We start from the raw sequence: 25,376 nt of genomic DNA on the forward strand, positions 1-25,376 counted from the left end.
GTCCGGGCGTGGCCGGCCCGGCGGCGCCGGTAGGGTGGCCCGGTTGTCCTACGTAGCCGAGCCGCCCGCCCGTCACCCCGCGCGCGGCCCCTTCGATCCGACCTCAGCCCCGGAGACCGTGACTACCACCGCCGCTTCCTCCGCCCACTCCCACCACCTGTCGCCCGCGTTCCCGGGCCGGGCCCCCTGGGGTACCGCCGGCAAGCTGCGCGCCTGGCAGCAGGGGGCGATGGAGAAGTACCTCCAGGAGCAGCCGCGTGACTTCCTCGCCGTCGCCACGCCCGGCGCCGGCAAGACCACCTTCGCGCTGACCCTCGCCTCCTGGCTGCTGCACCACCACGTCGTGCAGCAGGTGACCGTCGTCGCGCCCACCGAGCACCTGAAGAAGCAGTGGGCGGAGGCCGCGGCGCGGATAGGGATCAAGCTGGACCCCGAGTACAGCGCGGGCCCCCTCGGCCGGGAGTACGACGGGGTCGCCGTCACCTACGCCGGTGTCGGTGTCCGCCCGATGCTGCACCGCAACCGCGCCGAGCAGCGCAAGACCCTCGTCATCCTGGACGAGATCCACCACGCCGGCGACAGCAAGTCGTGGGGCGAGGCCTGCCTGGAGGCGTTCGAGCCGGCCACCCGCCGGCTCGCGCTGACCGGTACGCCGTTCCGGTCGGACACCAACCCGATCCCCTTCGTGACGTACGAGGAGGGGCTGGACGGCATCCGGCGTTCCGCCGCCGACTACACGTACGGCTACGGCTCCGCCCTGTCCGACGGGGTCGTCCGGCCGGTCATCTTCCTCTCCTACAGCGGCAACATGCGCTGGCGCACGAAGGCCGGTGACGAGGTCGCCGCCCGGCTCGGCGAGCCGATGACCAAGGACGCCGTCAGCCAGGCCTGGCGCACCGCCCTCGACCCGCGCGGCGACTGGATGCCGAGCGTGCTGCGCGCCGCCGACCACCGGCTGACCGAGGTCCGCAAGGCCATCCCGGACGCGGGCGCGCTCGTCATCGCCTCCGACCAGGACTCCGCCCGCGCCTACGCCAAGCTGATCCGGGAGATCACCGGGACCAAGGCGACGCTGGTCCTCTCCGACGACGTCGGCGCCTCCAAGCGGATCGACGAGTTCAGCGACGGCGACGACCGGTGGATGGTCGCCGTACGCATGGTGTCCGAGGGCGTCGACGTGCCGCGGCTCGCGGTCGGGGTGTACGCCACCACGATCTCCACCCCGCTGTTCTTCGCCCAGGCCGTCGGGCGTTTCGTGCGGTCCCGGCGGCGCGGCGAGACCGCGTCCGTGTTCCTGCCGACCGTGCCCGACCTGCTGACCTTCGCCAACGAGATGGAGAAGGAACGCGACCACGCCCTCGACAAGCCGAAGAAGGAGGGCGAGGAGGACCCGTACGCCGCCTCCGAGAAGGAGATGGAGGAGGCGAACAAGCAGCAGGACGAGGACACCGGCGACCAGGACATGCTGCCCTTCGAGGCACTGGAGTCCGACGCCGTCTTCGACCGGGTGCTCTACGACGGCGCCGAGTTCGGCATGCAGGCCCACCCCGGCAGCGAGGAGGAGCAGGACTACCTCGGCATCCCCGGACTCCTCGAACCCGACCAGGTGCAGATGCTGCTCCAGAAGCGGCAGGCCCGGCAGATCGCGCACAGCCGGAAGAAGCCGGACGGCGAGGCCGACCTGCTGGAGGTGCCGGCCGAGCGGCGGCCCGTGGTCACGCACAAGGAGCTGATGGAGCTGCGCAAGCAGCTCAACACGATGGTCGGCGCGTACGTGCACCAGAGCGGCAAGCCGCACGGGGTGATCCACACCGAGCTGCGCCGGGTGTGCGGGGGGCCGCCGAGCGCGGAGGCGACCGCGGGACAGTTGCGGCAGCGCATTGCGAAGGTTCAGGAGTGGGCCACCCGCATGCGGTGACGTCCCCCCACGTCGGGGGCTGTGCGTATCCGGACGAAAGCAGGCAGGCCGGTTCCCGGCCTGCCCGGATTCTGGACGAAGCCTTCCGCTCAGCGAACCGGCTTCGCTACTGTCCCGCTACGCACACGCCCCGTGGCAGCGCCGCCGCGGAGCGCAGCCGTGAAACGACACGGCCCGCAGCCGCCGGGCCGTCCTGTCGATCGGCGGCCTCTGAGGCGCGTCGCCGACGGGACTCGACGACGCATCCGACGCTCAGGGGGCCGCCGGCCTCACCACCGAAGGAGTGGGCGTCGTGACCGCGGAGACCTCTCAGACGCTCGACCGGGGACTGCGCGTCCTCAAACTGCTCGCCGACACCGACCACGGACTCACCGTCACCGAGCTGTCCACCAAACTCGGCGTCAACCGGACCGTGGTCTACCGGCTGCTGGCCACGCTGGAACAGCACGCGCTGGTACGACGTGACCTGGGCGGCCGGGCCCGGGTGGGGCTCGGGGTGCTGCGGCTCGGCCGGCAGGTGCACCCGCTGGTGCGGGAGGCGGCGCTGCCCGCGCTGCGCTCGCTCGCCGAGGACATCGGGGCGACCGCGCACCTGACCCTGGTGGACGGCTCCGAGGCGCTGGCCGTGGCGGTGGTCGAGCCGACGTGGACCGACTACCACGTGGCCTACCGGGCCGGGTTCCGGCACCCCCTCGACCGGGGCGCGGCCGGCCGGGCCATCCTCGCCGCGCGGCGGTCGCCGTCCGCCGACCCCGGGTACACGCTCACGCATGGTGAGCTGGAGGCGGGGGCGAGCGGGGCCGCGGCGCCGCTCGTCGGGGTGACCGGGGTGGAGGGCAGCGTCGGCGTGGTCATGCTGACGGACTCCGTACCGGAACGCGTGGGCCCACGAGTACTGGAAGCGGCCCGAGAGGTGGCAGAAGCCCTGCGCTGACCCTCCACGCCGCCCCGGGCAACACGGTCGGGTCCGTCCCCGACACCCGGTCTCACCCACCCACGCCGACCGGTGCGCGCCGCTCCAGCCCCAGCCCCCGCCACCGGTCCACGGCCGCACCTGCGGACACCACCCACTGCGCCCGGCGGGCCTCGGCCGCACCTGCGGCGCCGGCCGCTGTGCCCCGCGCCTCCCCGGCCGCCTGCGCCCCGACCGGTGGGCCCTACCGGTCGGCCTCCGGCTCATCGGCGGCCCCGGACCCTCCGGGGCCACCCGGTCCACCCGCCACCGGCTCCGGCCCACCTCCGCGCGCCGATCGCCGTGCCCGCGGGCCGGCCCATCTGCGCCCCGGGCCGTCGCGGAGGCCGTCCGGTCCGTCGTGCCACCGTGTTCCGGATGAACCTACGGACGCCGGTCGCTGTGCCGTGCGGGCCCCGGCCTGCCTTCGCCCCTCGGCTCGGTGCGCCCGCCGGTCGGCCTCCGGCCCACCCGCGCGGTCCCGGGACCGGTGTGCGCCGCCTCGACCCTGGGCCTGATCCCGGTCCCTGGTCGGTCCGTCCTGCCGCCGGTTCCGGCCTGTCCTCGGGCGCCGATCGTCGTGCCCGCGCCTCCCGGCCCGTCTGTGCCCCGGCTCGGTGCGCCCCGCCGGTCGGCCTCCGGCCCACCCGCGCGGTCCCGGGCCGATGTGTGACGTCGCCTCGACCCTGGGCCTGATTCCCGGACCCTGGTCGGTCCGTTCTGCCGCCGGTTCCGGCCTGTCCTCGGGCGCCGATCGCCGTGCCCGCGCCTCCCGGCCCGTCTGTGCCCTGGCTCGGTGCGCCCCACCGGTCGGCCTCCGGCCCACCCCCGCGGCCCCGGGGCCGATGTGTGCCGCCCCCGGACGGTGGTCGGTCAGCCTCGCCGCCGGGTTCCGGGCGAACTCGCGGGCGCCGGTCGGGGTGGGAGCCGGCCCACGTGCGCCGGCTCCCACCGGTCGGTCCACCCCGCCTCTCGGTGCGTCTCACCGGTCGACCCCCGCCCAGCCGCCGCCTCCGCCCACCGCCCAGCACGTTCCTTCCCCGGCCCCCGGTGGCCGGGGACCCGTCGGTGGGGGTGGGCGTTAGATTTGGTCCGTGCTCTCACGTCTCACACGCCCCCAGGCCCTCGCCGTCTGCGCGCTGCCGGTCGTGGCCCTGGTCGCCACCGCCGTGTTCGCCCCGCTGCCGTTCTCGGTGGCGCAGCCCGGTATGACGGCGAACGTGCTCGGCGAGAACAAGGGCACCCCGGTGATCACGGTCTCCGGCGCGGCGACCCGGGGGACGAGCGGGCAGCTGCGCATGACCACGATCGAGGCGACCGGCCCCGACGCCCGCGTGTCGCTGGCGGACGTGCTCGGCAACTGGTTCCGCACCGACCGGGCCGTCATGCCGCGCGGCTCGGTCTACCCGAGCGGTGACACCGTGAAGGAGATCGAGCGGCACAACGCGGCGCAGATGCGGCAGTCGCAGGACGCGGCGGCCCAGGCGGCGCTGAAGTACCTGCACCTGAGCCCCGGCAAGGTCAGGGTGTCGCTGAAGCTCGCCGACGTGGGCGGGCCGAGCGCGGGGCTGCTGTTCACGCTGGGCATCGTGGACAAGCTGGACGGCGACGGCGGCGGCGGTGACCTCACGGGCGGCCGCACCATCGCCGGTACGGGCACGATCGACGCCGACGGCGAGGTCGGCGCGGTCGGCGGGGTGGCCCTGAAGACGCAGGCCGCGCGCCGGGACGGGGCCACCGTCTTCCTGGTGCCGAGGGCGGAGTGCGCCGACGCCCGGTCGGAGCTGCCGAAGGGCCTGCGGCTGGTCCCGGTGACCACGCTGAAGGGCGCGGTCGACTCCCTGGTGGCCCTGGAGAAGGGCCACGGGCCGGTCCCGAGCTGCTAGCCGCCGAGGGCAGCCTGCCGCACCAACGGGATGATGCGCAGCGGCACGGGGTTCTCCATGACGATCGTCGTGGACGCCCGGACGATGCCGTCGAAGCCGACGACCCGGTCGATCACCCGCTGGAGGTCGGCGTTCGAGCGGGCCACCAGCCGGCACAGCATGTCCCCGTTGCCGGTGGTGGTCAGCAGCTCCAGCACCTCCGGCACGCTCGCCAGGTGGGCCCGCACGTCGGCGCCCTGGCCCTGGCGGATCTCCAGCGTGGCGAACGCGGTGACCGGGTAGCCGAGGGCCGCCGGGTCCACCTGGGGGCCGAAGCCGCGGATGACCCCGTTCGACCGGAGCCGGTCCAGGCGCGCCTGGACCGTGCCCCGGGCGACGCCCAGCCGCCGGGACATCTCCAGCACCCCGATGCGCGGCTCCTCGGCGAGCAGCACGATGATGCGTCCGTCCAGATGATCGATCGCCACGGAACCCCCCAGGTGGTCAGGCTGTACAGAAAGTCCGCCGGAACGGCCGTACCACTGGTCTGATTGCCCAGCGATGACGCGAACTATTGCGCACCTTGCAGAGCAGCGGGACTCTTCCGCTATGACGCAGACCACACACCACACTCCCGAGACGACCGCCCGGCAGGCCGACCCCTTCCCGGTCAAGGGAATGGACGCGGTCGTCTTCGCCGTGGGCAACGCCAAGCAGGCGGCGCACTACTACTCCACCGCCTTCGGCATGCGGCTGGTCGCCTACTCCGGACCGGAGAACGGCAGCCGCGAGACCGCGAGCTACGTGCTGGAGAACGGCTCCGCCCGCTTCGTCCTCACCTCGGTGATCAAGCCGGTCACCGAGTGGGGCCGCTTCCTCGCCCAGCACGTGGCCGAGCACGGCGACGGCGTCGTCGACCTGGCCATCGAGGTCCCGGACGTCCGCCGCGCCCACGCGTACGCCGTCGAGCACGGCGCCCGCTCGGTCGCCGAGCCGTACGAGGTGAAGGACGAGCACGGCACCGTCGTCCTCGCCGCGATCGCCACCTACGGCGAGACCCGCCACACCCTGGTCGAGCGCACCGGCTACGACGGCCCCTACCTGCCCGGCTACACCGCCGCCGCGCCGCTCGTCGCGCCGCCCGCCCAGCGCACCTTCCAGGCCGTCGACCACTGCGTCGGCAACGTCGAGCTCGGCCGGATGAACGAGTGGGTGCGGTTCTACAACACGGTCATGGGCTTCACGAACATGAAGGAGTTCGTGGGCGACGACATCGCCACCGAGTACAGCGCGCTGATGTCGAAGGTCGTCGCGGACGGCACCCTGAAGGTGAAGTTCCCGATCAACGAGCCGGCGATCGCGAAGAAGAAGTCGCAGATCGACGAGTACCTGGAGTTCTACGGCGGCGCCGGCGTCCAGCACATCGCGCTGAACACCAACGACATCGTGCAGACGGTGCGCACCATGCGCGCGGCCGGTGTGGAGTTCCTCGACACCCCCGACTCCTACTACGACACCCTCGGCGAGTGGGTCGGCGACACCCGCGTGCCCGTCGACACCCTGCGCGAGCTGAAGATCCTGGCCGACCGCGACGAGGACGGCTACCTGCTCCAGATCTTCACCAAGCCCGTCCAGGACCGGCCGACGGTCTTCTTCGAACTCATCGAGCGGCACGGTTCGATGGGCTTCGGCAAGGGCAACTTCAAGGCACTGTTCGAGGCCATCGAACGCGAGCAGGACAAGCGGGGCAACCTGTAGCCGCCGGTCCCCGCCGGGCCGCCCAGGGGGGACCGTGGAGGAACGCATCGACCTCGCCGCACCGGCGGTCCGCTGGCTGCGGGAGAAGGGCACGTTGCGCGAACCCACGGTCCTCCAGTCGTTCGCCTTCGACGAGGTCCACCACCACCTGTACGTCCTCCAGCTCACCCGGGGCGGCCGGGACGCCGGCGACCTGTGCCTGAACCGCCTGGACCTCCAGGGCCGGCGGCTGGGCCACATGTACCTGAGGGGCTTCGGGCACGGCGTGAGCATGGGCGTCCAGCACGGCGGTGACGGCACGGTGTGGATCTGGACCGAGGCGGACGCCGCCGGCGGGTACGGGCGGGGCGTCACCCGCTTCCGGTTCGCTGCCGGGGCGACCCGCACGGCGGGGGACGTCCGGATCCGTCACCCGGTCGAGGGCTCGTACGGCAACCAGCCCACGGTCTGCCCGGCCACCGGCCGCCTGGCCGTCCGCTACCGCCTGCGCGGCGCCCCGCGCTACCGCGTCTGGGACCTTGCCGCCTTCACCGCCCGGGACTACGCCGCCCCGCTCGCCGACCTCCCGCAGACCGGCGCCCACCCCGACCCGGCCGCCCCGTTCCAGGGGTACGCCCTGTCCGGCGACCACCTCTACCAACTGGCGGGCTCCGCCTACGACTCGCGCGCCAACCCGCCCGCCGGCCACGGGGACACCCACCTGTCCTGCCTGGACATCCGCACCGGTGAACTCCTCGCCCGCCACCGCACCGAGGCGGCCCGCTCCCTCGGCCACCGCGAACCGGAGGGCCTCGCCGTCCGCCACACCGGCACCCCGCGCCTGTACCTCGGGTTCGCGTCGGGGGAGGAGGGCGCACGCCGGTTCTCGATCTACTACAAGTGACGCCCCCCACCGGGAAGCGGGCCGCCGCTACCCGCCTTCCGCGCCCTCCTCGCCGGGCGGTCCGCCGGGCGGGGGCTCGCCCAGGGTCCGCAGCGCGCTCCGGGCCACCGGTACGCCCAGCGGGGAGAAGTACGGGTTGATCCGCAGCGCCTCCTCCAGGTGCCGGCGCGCGGGCCCGTACCGGTCCAGCCCGCCCTCGATCACGCCCCGGTGGAACGAGTACAGGGCGCTGAGCACGCCGCCGCCCTTCGTCCTGTCCGTCGCCGCGGACGCGTACGTCAGGGCCTCCTCGTCCTCGCCGGCCCGGTGCAGCGCCCAGCCCAGCGCGTCGGCCACCTCGGTCCCCGGCTGTCGCCGCCACTCGTCCCGCAACCGCTCCACCGCGTCGGCCGCGTCCCCGTGGTCCGCCTCGAACCGCCCGATCAGCAGCTCCTCGTCGACCCCGCCGGCCACCGCCCGCCCCACCGCCGACCGCAGCCGCGCGTACTGCTCCGCCGCGAGGTTCCCCTGCCCCAGCGACTCGTACAGCTCGCCCAGCTCCAGCAGGACCGCCGGGTCCGGCTGCCGGGCGAGGGCGGCGCGGTACCCGTCCAGCGCCTGCGTCGTACGGCCCAGGGCGGCCAGTGTCCGGGCCCGCCCGGCCGGCGCCGCCGGCTGGTCCGGGTCCAGGCGCAACGCGGCCTCGAAGTGCCGCAGCGCGTCCGCCAGGTCCCCGCGCTCCCAGGCCAGCTGGCCCACCCCGGCCAGCCACGCCGCCCGTTCGGCCGGGGTGCGGGCGGCGGCCGCCGCGTCGGTCAGCTGGGCCACGGCGTCCTCGCGCCAACCCCGGTCCCGGTACACCGCCGCGGCCCGCGCCATCACGGCGGGCCGCACCTCGGCGGCGGTGCGCACCCTCAGCAGCTCGTCCAGGCTCCGCTGGGCCGCCTTGTGGTCGCCGAGCCCGGTGTACGCGTCGATCAGCGGCGGATACGCCGACCACCGTTTCGGCGCCGCCTTCAGCGCCTCCTCGCCGTACCGTTTCGCCGCCGGAAAGTCCCGCCGGGCCAGCGCCAGCGCGGTCAGCCCGTCCAGCGCACCGGTGTTCCGCGTGGCGCGCACCTCCAGCGAGGTCCGCAGCGCCCGGTCGGCCCGCGGGTAGTCCGCCGCGTCACCCGTCCGGCGGCCCCGCTCGGCGTACGCCGACCCCAGCACCGCCCACGCCTGCGCGTCCCGCGGCCGCTCCCGCACCCGCTGCTCCTGCCGGGCCACCAGCGCCGTGAGGCCGGGCAGCGCGGCCGGCACCCCGTAGGTCACCGACGTCGGGGCCAGCGCCGGCGGCGGGGGGCCCGCGGCGGGCGGCACCGCGGGTCCGGGGTGCTCCCGCGGCAGCAGCGTCAGCACCGCACCGGCCACCACACCGCCCGCCAGCGCGGTCACCAGCACTCGCCGCAGCACCCGCCGGGTCCGGTGCGGCGGCCCGGCCGGCCGGGACGTCCCCGGCTCGCACAGTCGGTCGTTCACAAGGCCTACTGTGCGTCAGTACGACGAACACATCCGGGTGGCCCAAGGGCGGCGCGGACGGGGTTCACACCGATGGCCGCGAGTGCGAACCTGTGATCATGAGCCGTATCGAAGCGACGCACGACGCGGAGACGAGCACACTCACCGACCGGCTCCTGGCCGGCCTGCCGCCCGAGGCCGTCCTGACCGACCCCGACGTCACCGCCTCCTACTCCCACGACATGGCGAGCTTCTGCCCGGCCGGCGCCCCCGCCGTGGTGGTCCTGCCGCGCACGGTGGAGGAGGTGCAGCACGTCATGCGCACCGCCAGCGAGCTGCGCGTCCCCGTGGTCCCGCAGGGCGCCCGCACCGGTCTGTCCGGCGGCGCCAACGCCACCGACGGCTGCGTCGTGCTCTGTCTGACGAAGATGGACCGCGTCCTGGAGATCAGCCCCGTCGACCGGATCGCGGTGGTCGAGGCCGGCGTGGTCAACGCGGACCTGTCCCGCGCCGTGGCGGAACACGACCTGTACTACCCGCCGGACCCCTCCAGCTGGGAGACGTGCACCATCGGCGGCAACATCGGCACGGCCTCCGGCGGCCTGTGCTGCGTCAAGTACGGCGTGACCGCCGAGTACGTCCTCGGCCTGGACGTCGTCCTCGCCGACGGCCGCCTGCTGTCCACCGGCCGCCGCACCGCCAAGGGCGTCGCCGGCTACGACCTGACCCGGCTCTTCGTCGGCTCCGAGGGCTCCCTCGGCATCGTGGTCCGCGCGGTCCTCGCCCTGCGGCCCCGCCCGCCCCGGCAGCTCGTGCTGGCCGCCGAGTTCCCCTCCGCGGCCGCCGCCTGCGACGCCGTCTGCCGGATCATGGCGGGCGGTCACGTCCCCTCCCTCCTCGAACTGATGGACCGTACGACCGTCAAGGCCGTCAACGCCCTCGCCCGCATGGGTCTGCCGGAGACCACCGAGGCGCTGCTGCTGGCCGCCTTCGACACCCCGGACCCCACCGCCGACCTCGCCGCCGTCGGCGCCCTGTGCGAGGCGGCCGGCGCCACGCAGGTCGTCCCCGCCGAGGACGCCGCCGAGTCCGAGCTGCTGCTCCAGGCCCGGCGGCTGGCGCTCACCGCGCTGGAGGCGGTCAAGGGCACGACGATGATCGACGACGTGTGCGTGCCGCGGTCGCGGCTCGGCGCCATGCTGGAGGGCGTCGAGCGGATCGCCGCCGACCACGGCCTGACCATCGGCGTCTGCGCGCACGCCGGCGACGGCAACACCCACCCCACCGTCTGCTTCGACGCCGCCGACCCCGAGGAGACCCGGCGGGCCCGCGCCTCCTTCGACGAGATCATGGCCCTGGGGCTGCGGCTGGGTGGCACCATCACCGGCGAACACGGTGTGGGCGTGCTGAAGAAGGAGTGGCTGGCCCGCGAGATCGGCCCGGTCGGGGTGGAGATGCAGCGGGCGGTGAAGCAGGTCTTCGACCCGCTCGGCATCCTCAACCCCGGCAAGCTCTTCTGACCGGCCGGCCGGGCCCCGCGCGGGCGCCCGGCCGGGGTCTCACCGGGCGAGCAGTTCGTCGAGCGCGCCGTCGATGCCCAGCCGCGCGGCCTCCGTCCCCGGCGGCACCACCCGCAGCGTCCGCTCCAGCCACGCCGACACCTGCGGGGCCGGCGCCCGCAGCAGTGCCTCGCCGGCCGGTGAGCTCAGCGCCAGCAGGACGACCGCGCGCCCGTCCGCCCGCGCCGGCCAGGCCCGTACGTCCCCGCTGCCGCACGGCCGGAACACCCCCTCCACCAGCAGGTCGCGGGCGAACGTCCAGCGGACCGGGTGCTCGGAGTCGGTGTGGAAGGTGACGTGGACCGCGTAGGGATCGTCGGAACGGTAGACCAGCCGGGCCGGCACCGGGACGCTCCGTCCCGGCGACACGACGAGCCGCAGCTCCAGCTCCCGTTCCACCACGGTGTGACGCATGACCTGGGTTCCTTCCCGCCCGGGGCCGCTCGGACCGGCCCGTACCCGGTGAGAGGCGGCCGGGGCCGGGTCATTACGCGGGTCCGGGGCGTTCTTCGCGCGGTGTCCCGGCGGGACCGGCACGGCGTTGCCCGGAAAGGAGTTCGTGCCGCCGGAGTGGCGGTGGGGGATGCCCGGGTCTGATAGATGTGGAGGCTCCCATCCCACCCCCGAGCAGATACGGGACGACGGACATGAGCGCCCCAACCCCGGCCGCAGGTGACGACAGGCCCCGCGAGGGCTACTACCCGGACCCGTCCATCCCCGGCTACGTCCGGTACTGGAACGGCGCCTCCTGGGTGCCCGGTACCAGTCGCCCGGCGCCGCAGGACGGCGAACCGCTCATCCCGCCGCCCGGCATCGCCGCCGCGGCCCCGTCCGTCGAGGCGACGGGCCCCCACTTCTTCGACGAGGACCCGGCCGGTCCGGTACGGCAGCCGCACCCCGGCCCGGCCGGTACCGCCGACCCGTGGCCGGGCACCGACCCGGCTGGGCACGCCGGGCACGCCGGGCACGCCGGGCACGCCGGCGGAGCGGACGCGTCCGCCGCCACCGGCGTACCGGACGGCGGCTCGGGGCCGGCGGATCCGTGGGGCGGGACCGGCGGGACCGGTGGCTGGGGAGCCGACCCCCGCGTGCCGGTCGGCGGGGCGGACGGCACGGCGGCGGCGACCCCGGCTGACGACGGCGCCCCGGACCCCGGCACCTTCCTCTTCCGGCGCCCGATCCCCGGCCCGGCGTCCCGCACGGACGACGGCACCATGACCTTCCGCCCGGTGCCGGCCGGCCCGCCGGAGGGCGGCCCGTCCGCCGGTCCGTTCGCGGGGCCGGGTGCCGGGCCCGCCGGTTTCGGCGCGCAGGGCCCGGTCGGCGCGCCCACGCCGACCGGCCCCGGGGCAGCGTCCCCGGCCGGCGGCCACGGCTTCGGCGCCGGGAAGGCCGCCGCCGCCCGCGCCACCACCGCCCCGGCACCCGAGGCCCCGCGGGGCGAGCGCCCCGGCCCGGCCGCGCCCGCCGTCGCCACCCCGTCCGTGCCCCCGCAGGCCGGTGCCCCGGCCACCCCGCTGAGCAGCGGTTCCGGCGGCGGCCAGAGCTCCTGGGCGCAGCAGGTGCACCGGCTGGCCGGTGGCGGGGACGAGCAGTCGCCGGCGCCGTGGAAGCCGCCGGTGGAGGACATCTTCCAGGCCGCCGCCCGCCGTCGCGCGGCCGCGCGGCCCGCCGGGCTCGGCAAGCGGCTCGCCGCCCGGCTGATCGACCTGCTGGCGGTCGGGGCCGTCACGGCGGTCGCCGCGGTGCCGCTCGGCCTGCGGGCCGCGGACCACGTCCGGGACAAGATCGACGCGGCCCGGCTGTCCGGCCGTACCGTCACCGTCTGGCTGCTCGACGGCACCACGGGCACCAGCCTCGCCGTCGTCCTCGCCGTCCTGCTCCTCGCCGGGGTCCTGTACGAGGTGCTGCCGACCGCGAGATGGGGCCGCACCCTCGGCAAGAGGCTCTGCGGTCTCCAGGTGCGGGACATCGAGGGGCACGAACCCCCGGCGTTCGGCGCGGCACTGCGCCGCTGGCTGGTCTTCAGCGTGCCGGGGCTGCTCGTCGTCGGTGTGGTGGGCATGCTGTGGTGCCTGTTCGACCGGCCGTGGCACCAGTGCTGGCACGACAAGGCGGCCCACACGTTCGTCGCGGGCTGACCCGCGGCACGGACGGGCGTCGTCCGTACGGCCGCCCTCCGGGTGCGGGGCCGGGAGGGGCGCGGTGCACTCGGGCCATGATCAGCGAACCGCCCTCCGGCTCCGGATCCCAGCCCCCGCCGCCCGGTGGCGGCCCGACACCCCCGTACGGCGGGAACCCGTACGACGGCGGTGGCGGCCCCGGTTACCCCGGCGACCCCCTGGCCGGCATGCCCCCGCTCGCCGACAGTGCCCGGCGGACGCTCGCGAGGATCATCGACATGGTCCTCGTCGCTGTCGTCGTCTGGCTGCTCACCTGGGCCTTCGGGATGCGGCTGTACTCCGTCGACAACGACCGCATGCAGGTCGGCCGGTCCGTCGCCCCGGCCGTCCTCACGGCCGTGCTCTACGTCGCCTACGACACCGTCATGATCAGCAGGTCGGGGCAGACCCTCGGCAAGAAGTGGCTGGGCATGCGAGTGGCCGACCTGGGCGACGGCTCCACCCCCTCGGCGCAGACCGCGCTGGTCCGCGCCCTGGTGCTGTGGGTGCCGTTCGCCTTCTGCTGTTGCTGCCTGTGGACGGTGATCGCCGGCGGATGGAGCTTCTTCGACAAGCCGTACAAGCAGGGCCTGCACGACAAGGCGGCCAAGACGGTGGTCGTCAGCACCGGTTGACCCCCACCTGCCGGTCCTCGTCGCCGCCGGCGCCGTCGTCGGCCTCACCACCGTGGCCGCCCAGGTCGTCGGCCCGCTGGCGGCCGGACTGGTGACGGCCGACCGCCGGGGGGCGGTGCTCGGCACCCTGCTGAGCGGGTCGATCGGCGGCATGCTGTTCGCCCGGGCCGTCAGCGGTTCGCTGGGCGAGTGGCTGGGCTGACGGGCGCCCCACCTGGTGGCCGCGGCGGTGACCCTGCTGCTCGCGGGTGTGCTGGCCCGGGCCGTGCCGGTCACCGAGCCGCCGGTACGCCGGCCGGACCCGGTGAACCTCGTCTGCCTGCTCGCGGTGCTCGGTTCGGCCGCCGTCCTGGCGGTCGGGGCCCGGGGCGGCGTGCTCGGTTCGGCCGCTCTCGTCGTCGGCACACTGCTGCTCGACATCGCGATGCAGTCCGGCATGGTCGCCAACCAGGCCCGGATCCACGCCCTGCGGCCGGACGCCCGCGCCAGGCTCAACACCGCCTACATGACCTGCGCCTACCTGGGCGGCACCGTGGGCTCCTGGCTCGGGGCGCGCGTCCACGGCGGGGCCGGCTGGGCGGGTGTGTGCGCGCTCCTGGCACTGCTCACCTCGGCGGCCCTGGCCCGCCACCTCTCGGCACGGCCGGGGTCCCGTGGCCCGCGTCGACCGCGCGTCCCGCTCAGAAGGAGGTGGGGACGCGCTCCTCGTCGGGGACCGGCTCGGCGGAGGTCCGCTCCGGGCGGCCCCGGGGGGCGGGGGCCGTCAGGGCGACCAGCAGCCCCAGCGCGAGGGCCGCGAGGGCGATGACGCAGATCCCGACGACCGAACCCGCCTGCGACAGCAGGAGCATGGCGAACGTCGAGAGGATCACGGTGCAGGCACCGTAGGCGAGCTGTGCGGCGGTCGGACGAGGCATGGCAATCGTGTCCTCGGCGGTTTCGGGGATGGGGTGCCGTGGGGCTCTCCTGGCGTGCATGCCCGAGCGGGACGCCCGGTAAGCACGGCCTAACCCACGGTACCGGTGCACAGGGGGCGCACGGAGACACCGGCCCCGTCGGACGGACGGCTCTCTGCGCCGGTCCGCGGGGTGGCACCTGTCCGTAAAGCGAACGTCACCTCCGCATAGTGCACTTGTCCTGCTCAAGTCAAGGTCTGTCTTTTCCCGCAAACCTCTAGTCAAATGTCGTCACTTGATACACGCGTTGATCGAGCGCGCACGGATCCCTCCATGCCCTGGAACCCCCTGTCCGTGCGCGCGGCGCGGGGGAGGAACTCAAGTGACCAGCAGATCCTGGACGTTCAGAGCGGCCGCCGTCGGCGTGACGCTCGCGGCGGCCTCCGCCACGTTCGCCACCTTCGCCGTCGCGGAAGCCGGTACGCAGAGCCGGACCGCGGCAGCCCACCGGCACGACCCGGCCCCGGTGAAGCAGCAGAAGCACGACCTGGACGGCCCCCTGAGCAAGACCCAGGACGCCCAGCGCGAAGAGGCCCTGAAGCAGCTCATATCGGGCAAGGCCACCGCACAGGAGCGCAACGGCTCCAAGGTCGTCAAGCTCAAGAGCCGCAAGGGCCAGAGCAAGTACGTCGAGCTGAGCCGGGAGAAGACCGACAAGATCTTCACCATCCTGGTGGAGTTCGGGGACCAGAAGGACCCGAAGTTCGGCGGCACCCCCGGCCCGCTGCACAACAAGATCGCCGCGCCGGACCGCAAGAAGGACAACTCCACGGCCTGGCAGAAGGACTACAACCAGAAGCACTTCCAGGACCTCTACTTCGGCACCGGCAAGAAGACCGAGTCGCTGAAGAAGTACTACGAGAAGCAGTCCTCGGGCCGCTACTCGGTCTCCGGTGAGGTCAGCGACTGGGTCAAGGTCCCCTACAACGAGGCCCGTTACGGCAACAACGCCTGCGGTTCCAAGAACTGCCCGAGCGTGTGGAACGTCGTCAGCGACGGCCTGAACGCCTGGGTCGCCCAGCAGAAGAAGGCGGGCAAGTCCGACACCGCCATCAAGGCGGACCTGGCCAAGTACGATCAGTGGGACCGCTACGACTACGACGGCGACGGCAACTTCAACGAGCCGGACGGCTACGTCGACCACTTCCAGATCGTGCACGCCGGTGAGGACGAGTCCGCCGGCGGCGGCGCGCAGGGCGAGGACGCGATCTGGGCCCACCGCTGGTACGCCTTCGGCACCGACGCCGGCGCCACCGGTCCGGCCGGCAACAAGCTGGGCGGCGCGCAGGTCGGCGACACCGGTGTCTGGGTCGGCGACTACACGATCCAGCCGGAGAACGGCGGCCTCGGCGTCTACGCCCACGAGTACGGCCACGACCTCGGTCTGCCGGACGAGTACGACACCGCCGGCGGCGACAACTCCACCGGTTTCTGGACCCTGATGTCCTCCGGTTCCTGGCTGGGCACCGGCAAGGAGTCCATCGGTGACCTGCCCGGCGACATGAACGCCTGGGACAAGCTCCAGCTCGGCTGGCTCAACTACGACAGCGCCAAGGCCGGCAAGCAGTCCACCCACAAGCTGGGTGTGGCCGAGTACAACACGTGGGACAAGCAGGCCCTCGTGGTGTCCCTGCCGGACAAGGCCGTCAGCACCACCATCACCCAGCCCGCCGAGGGTTCGACCCAGTGGTGGAGCGGCAGCGGCAACGACCTGAAGAACACGCTGACCCGGACCGTCGACCTCACCGGCAAGACGTCGGCCGACCTCAGCCTGGACGGCTGGTGGGCCACCGAGGACGGCTACGACTACGTCTACACCGAGGTCTCGACCGACGGCGGCGCCAACTGGACGGCCCTGGACGGCACGGCGGACGGCCAGGCCCTCCCGCGTGACGCCAGCGGCAAGCCGGCGCTGACCGGCTTCTCGCAGACGCACAAGAAGCTGTCGTTCCCGCTCGACGCCTACGCGGGCAAGAAGATCGACGTGCGCTTCCGCTACGCCACCGACGGCGGTGTCGCGGAGAACGGCTTCACGGCCGACGAGATCACCGTGACCGCCGACGGCGCCCCGGTCTTCTCGGACAACGCCGAGACCGCGGACGCCGGTTGGACCGCGGCCGGCTTCTCCCGGGTCGGCGCGTCCTTCACCAAGGACTACGCGCAGTACTACCTCGCCGAGAACCGCCAGTACGTGTCGTACGACAAGACGCTCAAGACCGGCCCGTACAACTTCGGCTTCCTGAACACCAGCCGTCCGGACTGGGTGGAGCACTACCCGTACCAGAACGGTCTGCTGATCTGGAAGTGGGACACCTCCCAGGCGGACAACAACACCAACAACACCGCCGGCGGTCACCCGGGCACCGGTCTGATCCTGCCGGTCGACGCCCACCCCAAGGCGCTGAAGTGGTCCGACGGCACGCTGCTGCGCAACCGCGCGCAGGCCTACGACTCCCCCTTCACGCTGGAGCCCACGGACGCGATCACGCTGCACCAGGCGGGTGTCGCGACCAAGATCAAGTCGCAGAAGGGCGTGTCGGTCTTCAACGACCACACGAACACCTACTACGACCCGTCGAACCCCACCGGTGGCGTCAAGATCACTGACACCAACACCAAGATCTCGATCGTCAAGGCGGCCAAGGACGGCTCCACGATCCAGCTCAAGGTCGGCCCCGCGGTGAAGTAGTCCACATCCGCGCAGGTCAAAGGCGTATCGGCGGCAACCCCCTGGCGGGTTGCCGCCGATCGTGTTTAGGTGCGTCCTGTGGCTCGCTTATTGACACCGACCGGGACGGGGATGTGACGCGCATGGCCGCAGGAGGTTTCTGCAAGCTGCCGAACGGCACGGTGGTGGTGGCACTGAACCTGCCCAGGCCCGCCGGCGGACCGGGCGGCGTACGGGTGCTGGTCCACGCCCAGAACCGGGCGCGCGCCCTGACCCGGCTGCGCAACCTGGGGATGCGGGCGGTCTACCTGCGGGGCAACGCGCAGCCCCCCACGCCGGACGAGGTCACGGCGGTGCTGCACCACCCCGACGGCCTGATATGGCGCACGGCCCCCGACGGCGCCGCCGGCGTCCCCGAGCTCTGGCGCCCCATCCGCTCCCTGCTCCGCCCACCCCTCCTCCAGCCGTGACCGGCGCCGGGACGGTCAGGCCGGGGTGACCGGGGCGCCGGTCAGTTCGATGCCGGCCTCGCGCAGGTCTGCCAGGGCCCGCTCCGTCGTCCCGGCCGCGACCCCGGCGGTGAGGTCCAGCAGGACCCGGGTGCGGAAGCCCTCCCGCCCGGCGTCCAGCGCGGTGGCGCGCACGCAGTGGTCCGTGGCGATGCCGACGACGTCCACCTCGTCGATCTCCCGGGCGCGCAGCCAGTCGGCGAGCGCGACCCCGTTCTCGTCGGTGCCCTCGAACCCGCTGTAGGCCGCCGAGTACGCCCCCTTGTCGAACACGGCGTCCACCGCGCCGGAGGCGACGGCGGGGGCGAAGTTCGGGTGGAAGCCCACGCCCTCCGTGCCCGCGACGCAGTGCGCGGGCCAGGAGCGGACGTAGTCGGGGTCGTCCGCGAAGTGGCCGCCGGGCGCGATGTGGTGGTCGCGGGTGGCCACCACGTGCCGGTACCCGGTGCCCGCCGCCTGGCCGATCAGCTCGGTGACGGCGGCGGCCACGTCCGCGCCGCCGGACACCGCGAGGCTGCCCCCCTCGCAGAAGTCGTTCTGCACGTCTACGACGATCAGGGCGCGGCGCATGGTGGGTGTCCTCCGGGTGAGGGGGCGGGTGACTGAGCCTAGGGACTGGCGGACCGGTGCGGGAGGGGGCGGACGGCGCCCCGCCCAGCGCCGTGTGGTCCTAGCTACCCGAGCCCCCGTGGACGTACTCCGTCGGCAGGACGGGTTCGCCCCGGGACAGCTGGGTGGCGGAGAGCGGCAGCCGCGCGCGGACCGCGATGTGGCGGTCGCGCGGCACGTCCAGCGGTTCGCGGGCGATCACCTCGCCGCCCTTGACCAGCTGCACCTGGAGCTCGCGGCCGGCCAGCGCGGCCGGGACCGGGCCGGTGCCGACGACCTCGGCCTCCGCGACGCCCTCCGCGTCCGTGCGGCGCGCGGCCCACTTGCGTCCGCCGACGGAGGTCTTGCCGCCGCTGGACTTCTTCGCGACCGGCACCAGCGGCGCCTTGGGGTCGGCGTTCTCGGCGCGGGCGACGAGCTTGTACACCATGGACGCGGTCGGGTGCCCGGAGCCGGTGACCAGCTGGGTGCCGACGCCGTACGCGTCCACGGGCGCGGCGGCCAGCGAGGCGATGGCGTACTCGTCCAGGTCGGAGGTGACGACGATCCGGGTGCCGGTCGCGCCCAGCTCGTCCAGTTGCTGGCGCACCCGGTGGGCCACCAGCAGCAGGTCGCCGGAGTCGATGCGGACGGCGCCCAGCTCGGGTCCGGCCACCTCCACGGCCGCCCGGACGGCCTCGGTGACGTCGTAGGTGTCCACCAGCAGGGTGGTGCCGCTGCCGAGGGTGTCGACCTGGGCGCGGAAGGCGTCGCGTTCACGGTCGTGCAGCAGGGTGAAGGCGTGTGCCGAGGTGCCCACGGTGGGGATGCCGTAGCGGAAGCCGGCGGCCAGGTCGGAGGTGGTCGTGAAACCGCCGACGTAGGCGGCCCGCGCGGCGGCCACGGCGGCCAGCTCGTGGGTGCGCCGCGCCCCCATCTCGATCAGGGGGCGGTCACCGGCGGCGGAGGCCATGCGGGAGGCCGCCGCGGCGATCGCCGAGTCGTGGTTGAGGATGGACAGGATCACGGTCTCCAGCAGGACGCACTCGGCGAAGCTGCCCTCGACGCGCATGATCGGCGAGCCCGGGAAGTAGACCTCGCCCTCGGGGTAGCCCCAGATGTCGCCGCCGAAGCGGTAGTCGGCGAGCCACGCGAGGGTCTCCTCGTCGACGATCCCCTGCTCGCGCAGGAAGCCGAGCACGCCGGCGTCGAAGCGGAAGTTCTCGACCGCGTCCAGGACGCGTCCGGTTCCGGCCACCACGCCGTAGCGCCGCCCGTCCGGCAGCCGCCGGGTGAAGACCTCGAACACGCTGCGCCGCTCGGCCGTGCCGGCCTTCAGCGCGGCCCGCAGCATGGTCAGCTCGTACTGGTCCGTGAAGAGTGCCGTCGAGGGAACGTCCACCGGCAGCCCAAGGTCCGCTGTGTTCATGGCAAGATAGTACCCCCATCTCGTCAGTGTGACGATTTGTCGCGCGCGTGGCAGCATGGCCCTGTGACGTCACCCGCGCCCGTAGAGATCGAACGCACCGAGTCGGCGGAGGAGGTCTTCGCCGTACCCGAGCCCGACGTCCCCTGGGTCACGATCGTCCACAACGACCCGGTCAACCTCATGAGCTACGTGACGTACGTCTTCCAGACGTACTTCGGCTACTCCAAGGACAAGGCCACCAAGCTCATGCTCGACGTCCACCACAAGGGCCGGGCGGTCGTCTCCAGCGGGAGCCGCGAGGAGATGGAACGCGACGTGCAGGCGATGCACGGTTACGGTCTGTGGGCCACCCTCCAGCAGGACCGGAAGTAGCGACCGACCACATATGCCCGGACACTTCGAACCGCTCCCCGGCGGCGGCGCGGCCGTCGCGCTCGACGACGTCGAGATCTCCATCATCCGGTCGCTGGCCGTCCAGCTCCTGGAGCTGATCGGACCCGGCCCCGCCGCCGACGCCTCCGACGACCCGCTCGCCGAGCTGTTCGCCGAGGGGCCGAGCGAGCCGCCGGCCGACCCGGTGCTGCGCCGGCTCTTCCCGGACGCCTACAGCGACCCCGAACAGGCCCCCGCCTCGCCTGCCGAGGCCGAGGAGCGGCGGGCGCACTCCGCCGAGTTCCGCCGCTTCACCGAGAACGACCTGCGCGCCGGCAAGCGGGAGAGCGCGCTGACGGTGATCCGCACCCTGGACGCGCTCGCGCCGGTGGACGACGGCGGGGCGGTGCTCGAGCTGTCGCCGCCGCAGTCCCAGCAGTGGCTCAGGACCCTCAACGACCTCCGGCTGGCGGTCGGCGCCCGCCTGGACATCACCGACGAGGACGACACCGACCTGCTCTACCGGCTCCCGGACGAGGACCCGCGCAAGCCCATGGTGATGGCCTACCTGTGGCTGGGCGGTCTCCAGGAGACCCTGGTCACCACCCTCATGCCATAAACCGGCCATATCGCTTCGATCGCGTTCGCTCAGAGGACGCTCAAATCCGGATAACGATCCCGTCACCATTGCGGCCGTTTTTGACGCATTCGAGCACCTTTTGTCCACTTCTTCTTGTGCGATGCGCCACACCCCGCTTGGGTGATCAGTGTTGCGGCCGTGATAAATCTTCACGACCGCCCGGCGAAGACCACCCACGTCTCGGCCGGGTGCGCCACCGAGCCGACGACCGTCGGCCAGGCAACAGCTCCAGAAATCCAGGGGGATCGAGACCCGGTCCGTGGCCGACGAAAGGCCCGGATCGGCATGGAGAAAGGCGCACCACACATGACCTCAGCGCAGGTCGACCAGCATCGCGACGGCAACGAGGCCACGCGGGGCGAGGAGCACGAGGGCGGCGACGGGTATCAGCGCGGGCTCGGTGCCCGGCAGATCCAGATGATCGCCATCGGCGGTGCCATCGGCACCGGCCTGTTCCTCGGCGCGGGCAAGGGCATCTCCAAGGCGGGGCCCAGCCTCATCCTGGCGTACGCCATCGCGGGCCTGGTCATCTTCTTCATCATGCGGGCCCTCGGCGAGCTGCTGATGTACCGCCCGGTGTCGGGTTCGTTCTCGGAGTACGCCCGCGAGTTCATCGGCCCGTTCGCCGGTTTCGTCACCGGCTGGACGTACTGGCTGTTCTGGGTGGTCACCGGCATCACCGAGGTCACCGCCGCGGCCGCCTACATGACGTACTGGTGGAACATCCCGCAGTGGATCTCCGCGCTGATCTTCACGGTCATCCTGTACGGCGCCAACCTGATCTCCGTGAAGCTCTTCGGTGAGCTGGAGTTCTGGTTCTCCATGGTCAAGGTCACCGCCATCATCGGCATGATCCTGATCTGCGCCGGCATCCTCACGATCGGTTTCTCCGACGCCGGGGACACCGCCTCCGTCAGCCACCTGTGGAACGAGGGCGGCTTCTTCCCGCACGGCGTCGGCAGCACCCTGATGACGCTCCAGATGGTCATGTTCGCCTTCCTCGCCGTCGAGCTGGTCGGTGTGACCGCGGGCGAGTCCAAGGACCCCAAGACCGTGCTGCCCAAGGCGATCAACACCGTGCCGTGGCGCATCGCCGTCTTCTACGTCGGCGCGCTGATCATGATCCTGTCGGTCGTGCCGTGGACCAACTTCCACCCGGGCGTCAGCCCGTTCGTGGCCGCGTTCCAGAAGATGGGCCTGGCCGCCGGCGCCGGCATCGTGAACTTCGTCGTGCTCACCGCGGCGCTGTCCTCCTGCAACTCCGGCATGTACTCCACCGGCCGCATGCTGCGCGACCTCGCGCAGAACGGCCAGGGTCCGAAGGTCTTCACCCGCCTGACCTCCAGCGGCACCCCGCTCGTCGGCACGTCGGTCTCCGCCGCGCTGATGCTGGTCGGCGTGTGGATCAACTACCAGTGGCCGGGCAAGGCGTTCGACTACGTGGTGTCCTTCGCCACCATCTCCGGCATGTGGGCGTGGATCGTCATCCTGTTCTGCCAGATCCGCTACCGCGCCCGGTCCGACCGCGGTGAACTGCCCCGCTCGGAGTTCCGCGCGCCGGGCGCCCCGTGGACCAGCTGGTTCGCGCTCGCCTTCATCGGCATGGTCATCGTGATGATGGGCATCGACAAGGACGCCCGGGTCTCGCTGTACTGCGCGCCGCTGTGGGCGCTCATCCTCGGTGTCGCCTACCTGGTGCTCAAGCGGCGCAACCCCGAGGCCGCCGCCTTCCGCAAGCGCTGACGGCGCCGGCACCCCCCAAGGACACCTTCCCGGGACGTCCGGCCGCCGGGAGCACTCGTGGCGCCCCCGGCGGCCGCCGCTCAGGACGTCCGGCATGTGGGCCGTTCCGTACCGACCCCCGGTACGGAACGGCCCCTCTGCTTATCCTGACCCCCATGCTGACCCTCACCCAGGCCCTGTACGACGCCATCGTCGCCCACGCGCGCGAGGACCACCCCGACGAGGCGTGCGGCGTGGTCGCCGGCCCGGCGGGCTCCGACCGCCCCGAGCGGTTCGTGCCCATGCTCAACGCGGCCCGCTCGCCCACCTTCTACGAGTTCGACTCCCAGGACCTGCTCAAGCTCTACCGGGAGCTGGACGACCGCGACGAGGAGCCGGTGATCATCTACCACTCCCACACCGCGACCGAGGCCTACCCCTCCCGCACCGACATCTCCTACGCCAACGAGCCCGGCGCCCACTACGTCCTGGTCTCCACGGCCGACACCGACGGCGCCGGCGAGTTCCAGTTCCGCTCGTTCCGCATACTGGCCGGTGAGGTCACCGAGGAGGAGGTCGAGGTGGTGGACGCCTACCCGTCCCAGTGACATCAGGAGCCCCTCGTCCCACCTGGTGAACGAATCCAGTCCGGGATGTGGGAAGACCCTCCGGAAAGCGACGGGGGAATCGATACGATGAGCGCATGGTTTTCCACGACGTGAGCGAGAAGACGCCGGGCACGCTGCTCGTGGCGCGGCTGCACGTCGACCTGTGCAGGCTCGCCGGCGCCCTCTGTTGACGCCGGCCCCGCCGCCGTACGGCCGTGAGCCGCGGCGTCCGGACCCGCGTACGCCACCCGTGCGCCCCGCGCCGCCGCGCGCCCACCGACCCGACACCATCCGACAGGAGCCCTGAGCCATGGCCATCGAGGTCCGCATCCCCACCATCCTCCGCCAGTACACCGACGGCCAGAAGGCGGTGGAGGGCAGCGGGAACACCCTCGCCGAGCTCTTCGCCGACCTCGAGGCCCGGCACACGGGCATCCAGGCCCGCATCGTGGACGGCGACCAGCTGCGCCGCTTCGTCAACGTGTACCTGAACGACGAGGACGTCCGCTTCCTGGACGGCATCAACACCAAGCTGTCCGACGGCGACAACGTGACCATCCTGCCGGCCGTGGCCGGCGGCATGCGCTGATCGGCCGCTGACCAGCGATGCGCTACGACTCCCCGCTGGCCGCGGTGGGCAACACCCCCCTGGTGCGCCTGCCGCGGCTGTCGCCGTCCTCCGACGTCCGCATCTGGGCCAAGCTGGAGGACCGCAACCCCACCGGCTCGGTCAAGGACCGCCCCGCCCTGCACATGATCGAGCAGGCGGAGAAGGACGGCCGGCTCACCCCGGGCTGCACCGTCCTGGAGCCCACCTCCGGCAACACCGGCATCTCCCTCGCCATGGCGGCCAAGCTCAAGGGCTACCGCATGGTGTGCGTGATGCCGGAGAACACCTCGCAGGAGCGCCGGGAGCTGCTCGGCATGTGGGGCGCCGAGATCATCCCCTCGCCGGCCGCCGGCGGCTCCAACACCGCCGTGCGCGTGGCGAAGGAACTGGCCGCCGAGCACCCGGACTGGGTGATGCTCTACCAGTACGGCAACCCGGACAACGCGGGCGCCCACTACGCCACGACCGGCCCCGAGATCCTCGCCGACCTCCCCTCCGTCACCCACTTCGTGGCCGGCCTCGGCACCACCGGCACCCTCATGGGCGTCGGCCGCTACCTGCGCGAGCACCGCCCGGACGTCCGGATCGTCGCCGCCGAACCCCGCTACGACGACCTGGTGTACGGCCTCAGGAACCTCGACGAGGGCTTCGTCCCGGAGCTGTACGACGCCTCCGTGCTCACCACCCGCTTCTCCGTCGGCTCCGCCGACGCGGTCACCCGCACCCGCGAACTCCTCCAGCAGGAGGGCATCTTCGCGGGCGTCTCCACCGGCGCGGCCCTGCACGCCGCGATCGGCGTCGGCCGCAAGGCCGTCCAGGCGGGGGAGAGCGCCGACATCGTCTTCGTCGTGGCCGACGGCGGCTGGAAGTACCTCTCCACCGGCGTCTACACGGCGGCCACCACGGAGGAGGCCATCGAGACGCTCCAGGGCCAGCTCTGGGCGTAGGGGATCCGGCCGCGCCGCCGGTACGTCACATCCGTACCAGCACCCGGCAGAAAGGCGGACCCCATGCGCCGTACGACGCCCCTCGCCCTCACGGCGGCAGCGCTGCTCCTCGCGGGCTGCGGCTCGCACCGGGCGGACACCGGCAGCGCCGGCAAGGCGCCGGTGCCGCCGTCGCCCTCCCGGTCCGCCGGGGCGTGCGCCGCCCGCGCGGAGCTGACGGCCGCCGACCGCGGGCGGACCGTCTGCGTGACCGGGGGCGGCGAGGTCCGCCTCACCCTGGACGGCACCCGGGCCCGCCCCTGGAAGCCGGTCACCGCGAGCGGCACCGCGCTGCGGGCCGTCAACGCCGGTCTGGTGCTCAGGCCCGGCGACGCCACGGCCGCGTACCGGGCGGCGGGCACCGGCACCGGCACCGTACGCCTCACCTCGTCCCGCCCGCTGTGCGCCGGAGCCACCGCGCCGGGCCGGGTCTCGTGCAAGGGCGTCGAGGAGTGGACGGTGACCGTGCGGGTCGGCCGGCCGGGCCCCGCCCAGGGCTGATCCGGGCCCGGTCCGGCAGGATCTAGCCCGCGAGGTGGCGCACCTGGTCCCACAGGACCGGGTCGACCACGCCCACCCGGCGCCGGAAGCCGCCCACCGGCACCTCGCGCAGTTCGTCGGTCTCCAGGAAGCTGGGCCGGCCCCGGGCGTCGCCGACCGCGCCCGGCGGCAGCGGGATCACCCCGCCGCGCTCGTCGTGGTACTTGCTGGTGATCTTCGCGACCGTGACCCGGTCGCCGCGCACGGCCAGCACCAGGCAGGGCCGGTCCTTCACCGCCGCCCGGTCCTCGTAGGGCACGTCCGCCCACCAGATGTCGCCGGGGGAGGGCCGTGCCGCGTGCGCCGTGCGGGTGCCCGGGCGGCCCGGGGGCCGCAGCCGCCGCCCGCCCGGTCGCCGGCCGCGGCCCCAGCCGTCGACGAGCGTGGCGACCAGCGCCAGCAGTACCACCGCCGCGAGCGCCAGCCACCAGGACGTGTCCATACGACGACGTTACCGGCGTGCGCCGGGCACCGCGCGCCCTCTGGTGAATCCTGCACGCCCCTGGTCCAGCCGAACCGGTGACAGCACAGGTGAGT

At 73.2% G+C, this 25,376-nt stretch carries 26 protein-coding genes; 19 read left to right on the plus strand and 7 right to left on the minus strand.

Annotated elements, in window-relative coordinates; all coding sequences use genetic code 11:
- Positions 1-118 precede the first annotated feature (118 nt).
- The 3 genes from ACIQVT_RS31510 (at position 119) to ACIQVT_RS31520 (ending at position 4,756) form a co-directional block, all read left to right on the plus strand.
- Entirely contained in the window at positions 119-1,918 is a 1,800-nt protein-coding gene (locus ACIQVT_RS31510) for a DEAD/DEAH box helicase (RefSeq protein ID WP_403761898.1), read from the plus strand.
- A gap of 292 nt (positions 1,919-2,210) precedes the next feature.
- A complete protein-coding gene (locus ACIQVT_RS31515; protein ID WP_403761901.1) occupies positions 2,211-2,852 on the plus strand; it encodes an IclR family transcriptional regulator in 642 nt (213 codons plus the stop codon).
- Positions 2,853-3,964: 1,112 nt separating this feature from the next.
- On the plus strand, positions 3,965-4,756 hold the full coding sequence (locus ACIQVT_RS31520; RefSeq protein WP_403761904.1) for a S16 family serine protease: 792 nt from the start codon (positions 3,965-3,967) through the stop codon (positions 4,754-4,756).
- Here ACIQVT_RS31520 and ACIQVT_RS31525 read toward each other — a convergent pair.
- Positions 4,753-5,223, minus strand: a complete 471-nt coding sequence (locus ACIQVT_RS31525) for an Lrp/AsnC family transcriptional regulator (RefSeq protein ID WP_403761907.1) — start codon at positions 5,221-5,223, stop codon at positions 4,753-4,755. The two genes, ACIQVT_RS31520 and ACIQVT_RS31525, sit on opposite strands and share 4 nt — an antisense overlap.
- 121 nt (positions 5,224-5,344) lie before the next feature.
- Here ACIQVT_RS31525 and hppD point away from each other — a divergent pair, with 121 nt between their 5' ends.
- A complete protein-coding gene (hppD, locus tag ACIQVT_RS31530; protein WP_403761910.1) occupies positions 5,345-6,493 on the plus strand; it encodes a 4-hydroxyphenylpyruvate dioxygenase in 1,149 nt (382 codons plus the stop codon).
- Between the two features lie 34 nt (positions 6,494-6,527).
- Positions 6,528-7,376 (plus strand): Teichoic acid biosynthesis protein C (Precursor), encoded by an 849-nt coding sequence (locus ACIQVT_RS31535; RefSeq protein WP_403761913.1) that lies wholly within the window; start codon positions 6,528-6,530, stop codon positions 7,374-7,376.
- 27 nt (positions 7,377-7,403) lie between these two features.
- Here the strand turns inward: ACIQVT_RS31535 and ACIQVT_RS31540 are convergent, their stop codons facing one another.
- Positions 7,404-8,876, minus strand: a complete 1,473-nt coding sequence (locus tag ACIQVT_RS31540; protein ID WP_403761916.1) for a tetratricopeptide repeat protein — start codon at positions 8,874-8,876, stop codon at positions 7,404-7,406.
- A gap of 92 nt (positions 8,877-8,968) precedes the next feature.
- Here ACIQVT_RS31540 and ACIQVT_RS31545 point away from each other — a divergent pair, with 92 nt between their 5' ends.
- Positions 8,969-10,375: an FAD-binding oxidoreductase gene (locus ACIQVT_RS31545; protein ID WP_403761919.1), complete on the plus strand. Its 1,407-nt coding sequence runs from the start codon at positions 8,969-8,971 to the stop codon at positions 10,373-10,375.
- A gap of 39 nt (positions 10,376-10,414) precedes the next feature.
- Here the strand turns inward: ACIQVT_RS31545 and ACIQVT_RS31550 are convergent, their stop codons facing one another.
- Positions 10,415-10,828, minus strand: a complete 414-nt coding sequence (locus ACIQVT_RS31550; protein ID WP_403761922.1) for an SsgA family sporulation/cell division regulator — start codon at positions 10,826-10,828, stop codon at positions 10,415-10,417.
- A 233-nt stretch (positions 10,829-11,061) separates the two neighbouring features.
- Here ACIQVT_RS31550 and ACIQVT_RS31555 point away from each other — a divergent pair, with 233 nt between their 5' ends.
- The 3 genes from ACIQVT_RS31555 (at position 11,062) to ACIQVT_RS31565 (ending at position 13,413) form a co-directional block, all read left to right on the plus strand.
- Complete coding sequence (locus ACIQVT_RS31555) at positions 11,062-12,555, plus strand: RDD family protein (protein WP_403761925.1); 1,494 nt, start codon at positions 11,062-11,064, stop codon at positions 12,553-12,555.
- Between the two features lie 77 nt (positions 12,556-12,632).
- Positions 12,633-13,211: an RDD family protein gene (locus ACIQVT_RS31560; RefSeq protein WP_403761929.1), complete on the plus strand. Its 579-nt coding sequence runs from the start codon at positions 12,633-12,635 to the stop codon at positions 13,209-13,211.
- A gap of 52 nt (positions 13,212-13,263) precedes the next feature.
- Positions 13,264-13,413 carry a hypothetical protein gene (locus tag ACIQVT_RS31565; RefSeq protein ID WP_403761932.1) on the plus strand — a complete coding sequence of 50 codons (150 nt, stop codon included), beginning with the start codon at positions 13,264-13,266 and terminating at the stop codon, positions 13,411-13,413.
- Between the two features lie 478 nt (positions 13,414-13,891).
- Here ACIQVT_RS31565 and ACIQVT_RS31570 read toward each other — a convergent pair whose 3' ends face one another.
- The gene (locus ACIQVT_RS31570) at positions 13,892-14,128 is read right to left on the minus strand and encodes a hypothetical protein (RefSeq protein WP_403761935.1); all 237 of its coding nucleotides are present in this window, start codon (positions 14,126-14,128) and stop codon (positions 13,892-13,894) included.
- A gap of 361 nt (positions 14,129-14,489) precedes the next feature.
- On the opposite strand from ACIQVT_RS31570, the gene ACIQVT_RS31575 reads away from it, so the two are divergent.
- Entirely contained in the window at positions 14,490-16,856 is a 2,367-nt protein-coding gene (locus ACIQVT_RS31575; RefSeq protein WP_403761938.1) for an immune inhibitor A domain-containing protein, read from the plus strand.
- A gap of 122 nt (positions 16,857-16,978) precedes the next feature.
- Entirely contained in the window at positions 16,979-17,305 is a 327-nt protein-coding gene (locus ACIQVT_RS31580) for a hypothetical protein (protein WP_403761941.1), read from the plus strand.
- Between the two features lie 15 nt (positions 17,306-17,320).
- Here ACIQVT_RS31580 and ACIQVT_RS31585 read toward each other — a convergent pair whose 3' ends face one another.
- Both ACIQVT_RS31585 and ACIQVT_RS31590 read right to left on the minus strand, forming a co-directional pair.
- A complete protein-coding gene (locus ACIQVT_RS31585) occupies positions 17,321-17,914 on the minus strand; it encodes a nicotinamidase (RefSeq protein WP_403761944.1) in 594 nt (197 codons plus the stop codon).
- A gap of 100 nt (positions 17,915-18,014) precedes the next feature.
- Positions 18,015-19,361, minus strand: a complete 1,347-nt coding sequence (locus ACIQVT_RS31590; RefSeq protein ID WP_403761947.1) for a nicotinate phosphoribosyltransferase — start codon at positions 19,359-19,361, stop codon at positions 18,015-18,017.
- 63 nt (positions 19,362-19,424) lie between these two features.
- On the opposite strand from ACIQVT_RS31590, the gene clpS reads away from it, so the two are divergent.
- The 8 genes from clpS (at position 19,425) to ACIQVT_RS31630 (ending at position 24,800) form a co-directional block, all read left to right on the plus strand.
- Positions 19,425-19,733, plus strand: coding sequence for an ATP-dependent Clp protease adapter ClpS (gene clpS, locus ACIQVT_RS31595; RefSeq protein ID WP_189294522.1), 309 nt, complete (start codon positions 19,425-19,427; stop codon positions 19,731-19,733).
- A 13-nt stretch (positions 19,734-19,746) separates the two neighbouring features.
- Complete coding sequence (locus tag ACIQVT_RS31600) at positions 19,747-20,352, plus strand: DUF2017 domain-containing protein (RefSeq protein WP_403761950.1); 606 nt, start codon at positions 19,747-19,749, stop codon at positions 20,350-20,352.
- Positions 20,353-20,679: 327 nt separating this feature from the next.
- Positions 20,680-22,116, plus strand: coding sequence for an amino acid permease (locus ACIQVT_RS31605; protein WP_403761953.1), 1,437 nt, complete (start codon positions 20,680-20,682; stop codon positions 22,114-22,116).
- Positions 22,117-22,271: 155 nt separating this feature from the next.
- On the plus strand, positions 22,272-22,703 hold the full coding sequence (locus ACIQVT_RS31610; RefSeq protein ID WP_403761956.1) for a Mov34/MPN/PAD-1 family protein: 432 nt from the start codon (positions 22,272-22,274) through the stop codon (positions 22,701-22,703).
- Positions 22,704-22,798: 95 nt separating this feature from the next.
- On the plus strand, positions 22,799-22,894 hold the full coding sequence (locus tag ACIQVT_RS31615) for a putative leader peptide (protein ID WP_403761959.1): 96 nt from the start codon (positions 22,799-22,801) through the stop codon (positions 22,892-22,894).
- Positions 22,895-23,013: 119 nt separating this feature from the next.
- On the plus strand, positions 23,014-23,292 hold the full coding sequence (locus ACIQVT_RS31620; protein ID WP_403761962.1) for a MoaD/ThiS family protein: 279 nt from the start codon (positions 23,014-23,016) through the stop codon (positions 23,290-23,292).
- A gap of 17 nt (positions 23,293-23,309) precedes the next feature.
- A complete protein-coding gene (locus ACIQVT_RS31625; RefSeq protein WP_403761966.1) occupies positions 23,310-24,260 on the plus strand; it encodes a PLP-dependent cysteine synthase family protein in 951 nt (316 codons plus the stop codon).
- Positions 24,261-24,323: 63 nt separating this feature from the next.
- Positions 24,324-24,800: a hypothetical protein gene (locus ACIQVT_RS31630; RefSeq protein WP_403761969.1), complete on the plus strand. Its 477-nt coding sequence runs from the start codon at positions 24,324-24,326 to the stop codon at positions 24,798-24,800.
- Positions 24,801-24,822: 22 nt separating this feature from the next.
- Here ACIQVT_RS31630 and ACIQVT_RS31635 read toward each other — a convergent pair whose 3' ends face one another.
- Positions 24,823-25,281: a type II toxin-antitoxin system PemK/MazF family toxin gene (locus tag ACIQVT_RS31635; RefSeq protein WP_403761972.1), complete on the minus strand. Its 459-nt coding sequence runs from the start codon at positions 25,279-25,281 to the stop codon at positions 24,823-24,825.
- Positions 25,282-25,376 lie beyond the last annotated feature (95 nt).

It is taken from the genome of Streptomyces sp. NPDC100445 (assembly GCF_044759735.1).
GTDB lineage: Bacteria > Actinomycetota > Actinomycetes > Streptomycetales > Streptomycetaceae > Streptomyces.

Bases quoted from the DNA above. Each gene is read 5' to 3' on its own strand.
- hppD (WP_403761910.1), top strand. From the start codon at position 5,345: ATGACGCAGACCACACACCACACTCCCGAGACGACCGCCCGGCAGGCC.
- ACIQVT_RS31550 (WP_403761922.1), bottom strand. From the start codon at position 10,828: ATGCGTCACACCGTGGTGGAACGGGAGCTGGAGCTGCGGCTCGTCGTG.
- ACIQVT_RS31555 (WP_403761925.1), top strand. From the start codon at position 11,062: ATGAGCGCCCCAACCCCGGCCGCAGGTGACGACAGGCCCCGCGAGGGC.
- ACIQVT_RS31560 (WP_403761929.1), top strand. From the start codon at position 12,633: ATGATCAGCGAACCGCCCTCCGGCTCCGGATCCCAGCCCCCGCCGCCC.
- ACIQVT_RS31570 (WP_403761935.1), bottom strand. From the start codon at position 14,128: ATGCCTCGTCCGACCGCCGCACAGCTCGCCTACGGTGCCTGCACCGTG.
- ACIQVT_RS31580 (WP_403761941.1), top strand. From the start codon at position 16,979: ATGGCCGCAGGAGGTTTCTGCAAGCTGCCGAACGGCACGGTGGTGGTG.
- ACIQVT_RS31585 (WP_403761944.1), bottom strand. From the start codon at position 17,914: ATGCGCCGCGCCCTGATCGTCGTAGACGTGCAGAACGACTTCTGCGAG.
- ACIQVT_RS31590 (WP_403761947.1), bottom strand. From the start codon at position 19,361: ATGAACACAGCGGACCTTGGGCTGCCGGTGGACGTTCCCTCGACGGCA.
- ACIQVT_RS31600 (WP_403761950.1), top strand. From the start codon at position 19,747: ATGCCCGGACACTTCGAACCGCTCCCCGGCGGCGGCGCGGCCGTCGCG.
- ACIQVT_RS31605 (WP_403761953.1), top strand. From the start codon at position 20,680: ATGACCTCAGCGCAGGTCGACCAGCATCGCGACGGCAACGAGGCCACG.
- ACIQVT_RS31610 (WP_403761956.1), top strand. From the start codon at position 22,272: ATGCTGACCCTCACCCAGGCCCTGTACGACGCCATCGTCGCCCACGCG.
- ACIQVT_RS31615 (WP_403761959.1), top strand. From the start codon at position 22,799: ATGGTTTTCCACGACGTGAGCGAGAAGACGCCGGGCACGCTGCTCGTG.
- ACIQVT_RS31620 (WP_403761962.1), top strand. From the start codon at position 23,014: ATGGCCATCGAGGTCCGCATCCCCACCATCCTCCGCCAGTACACCGAC.
- ACIQVT_RS31625 (WP_403761966.1), top strand. From the start codon at position 23,310: ATGCGCTACGACTCCCCGCTGGCCGCGGTGGGCAACACCCCCCTGGTG.
- ACIQVT_RS31630 (WP_403761969.1), top strand. From the start codon at position 24,324: ATGCGCCGTACGACGCCCCTCGCCCTCACGGCGGCAGCGCTGCTCCTC.
- ACIQVT_RS31635 (WP_403761972.1), bottom strand. From the start codon at position 25,281: ATGGACACGTCCTGGTGGCTGGCGCTCGCGGCGGTGGTACTGCTGGCG.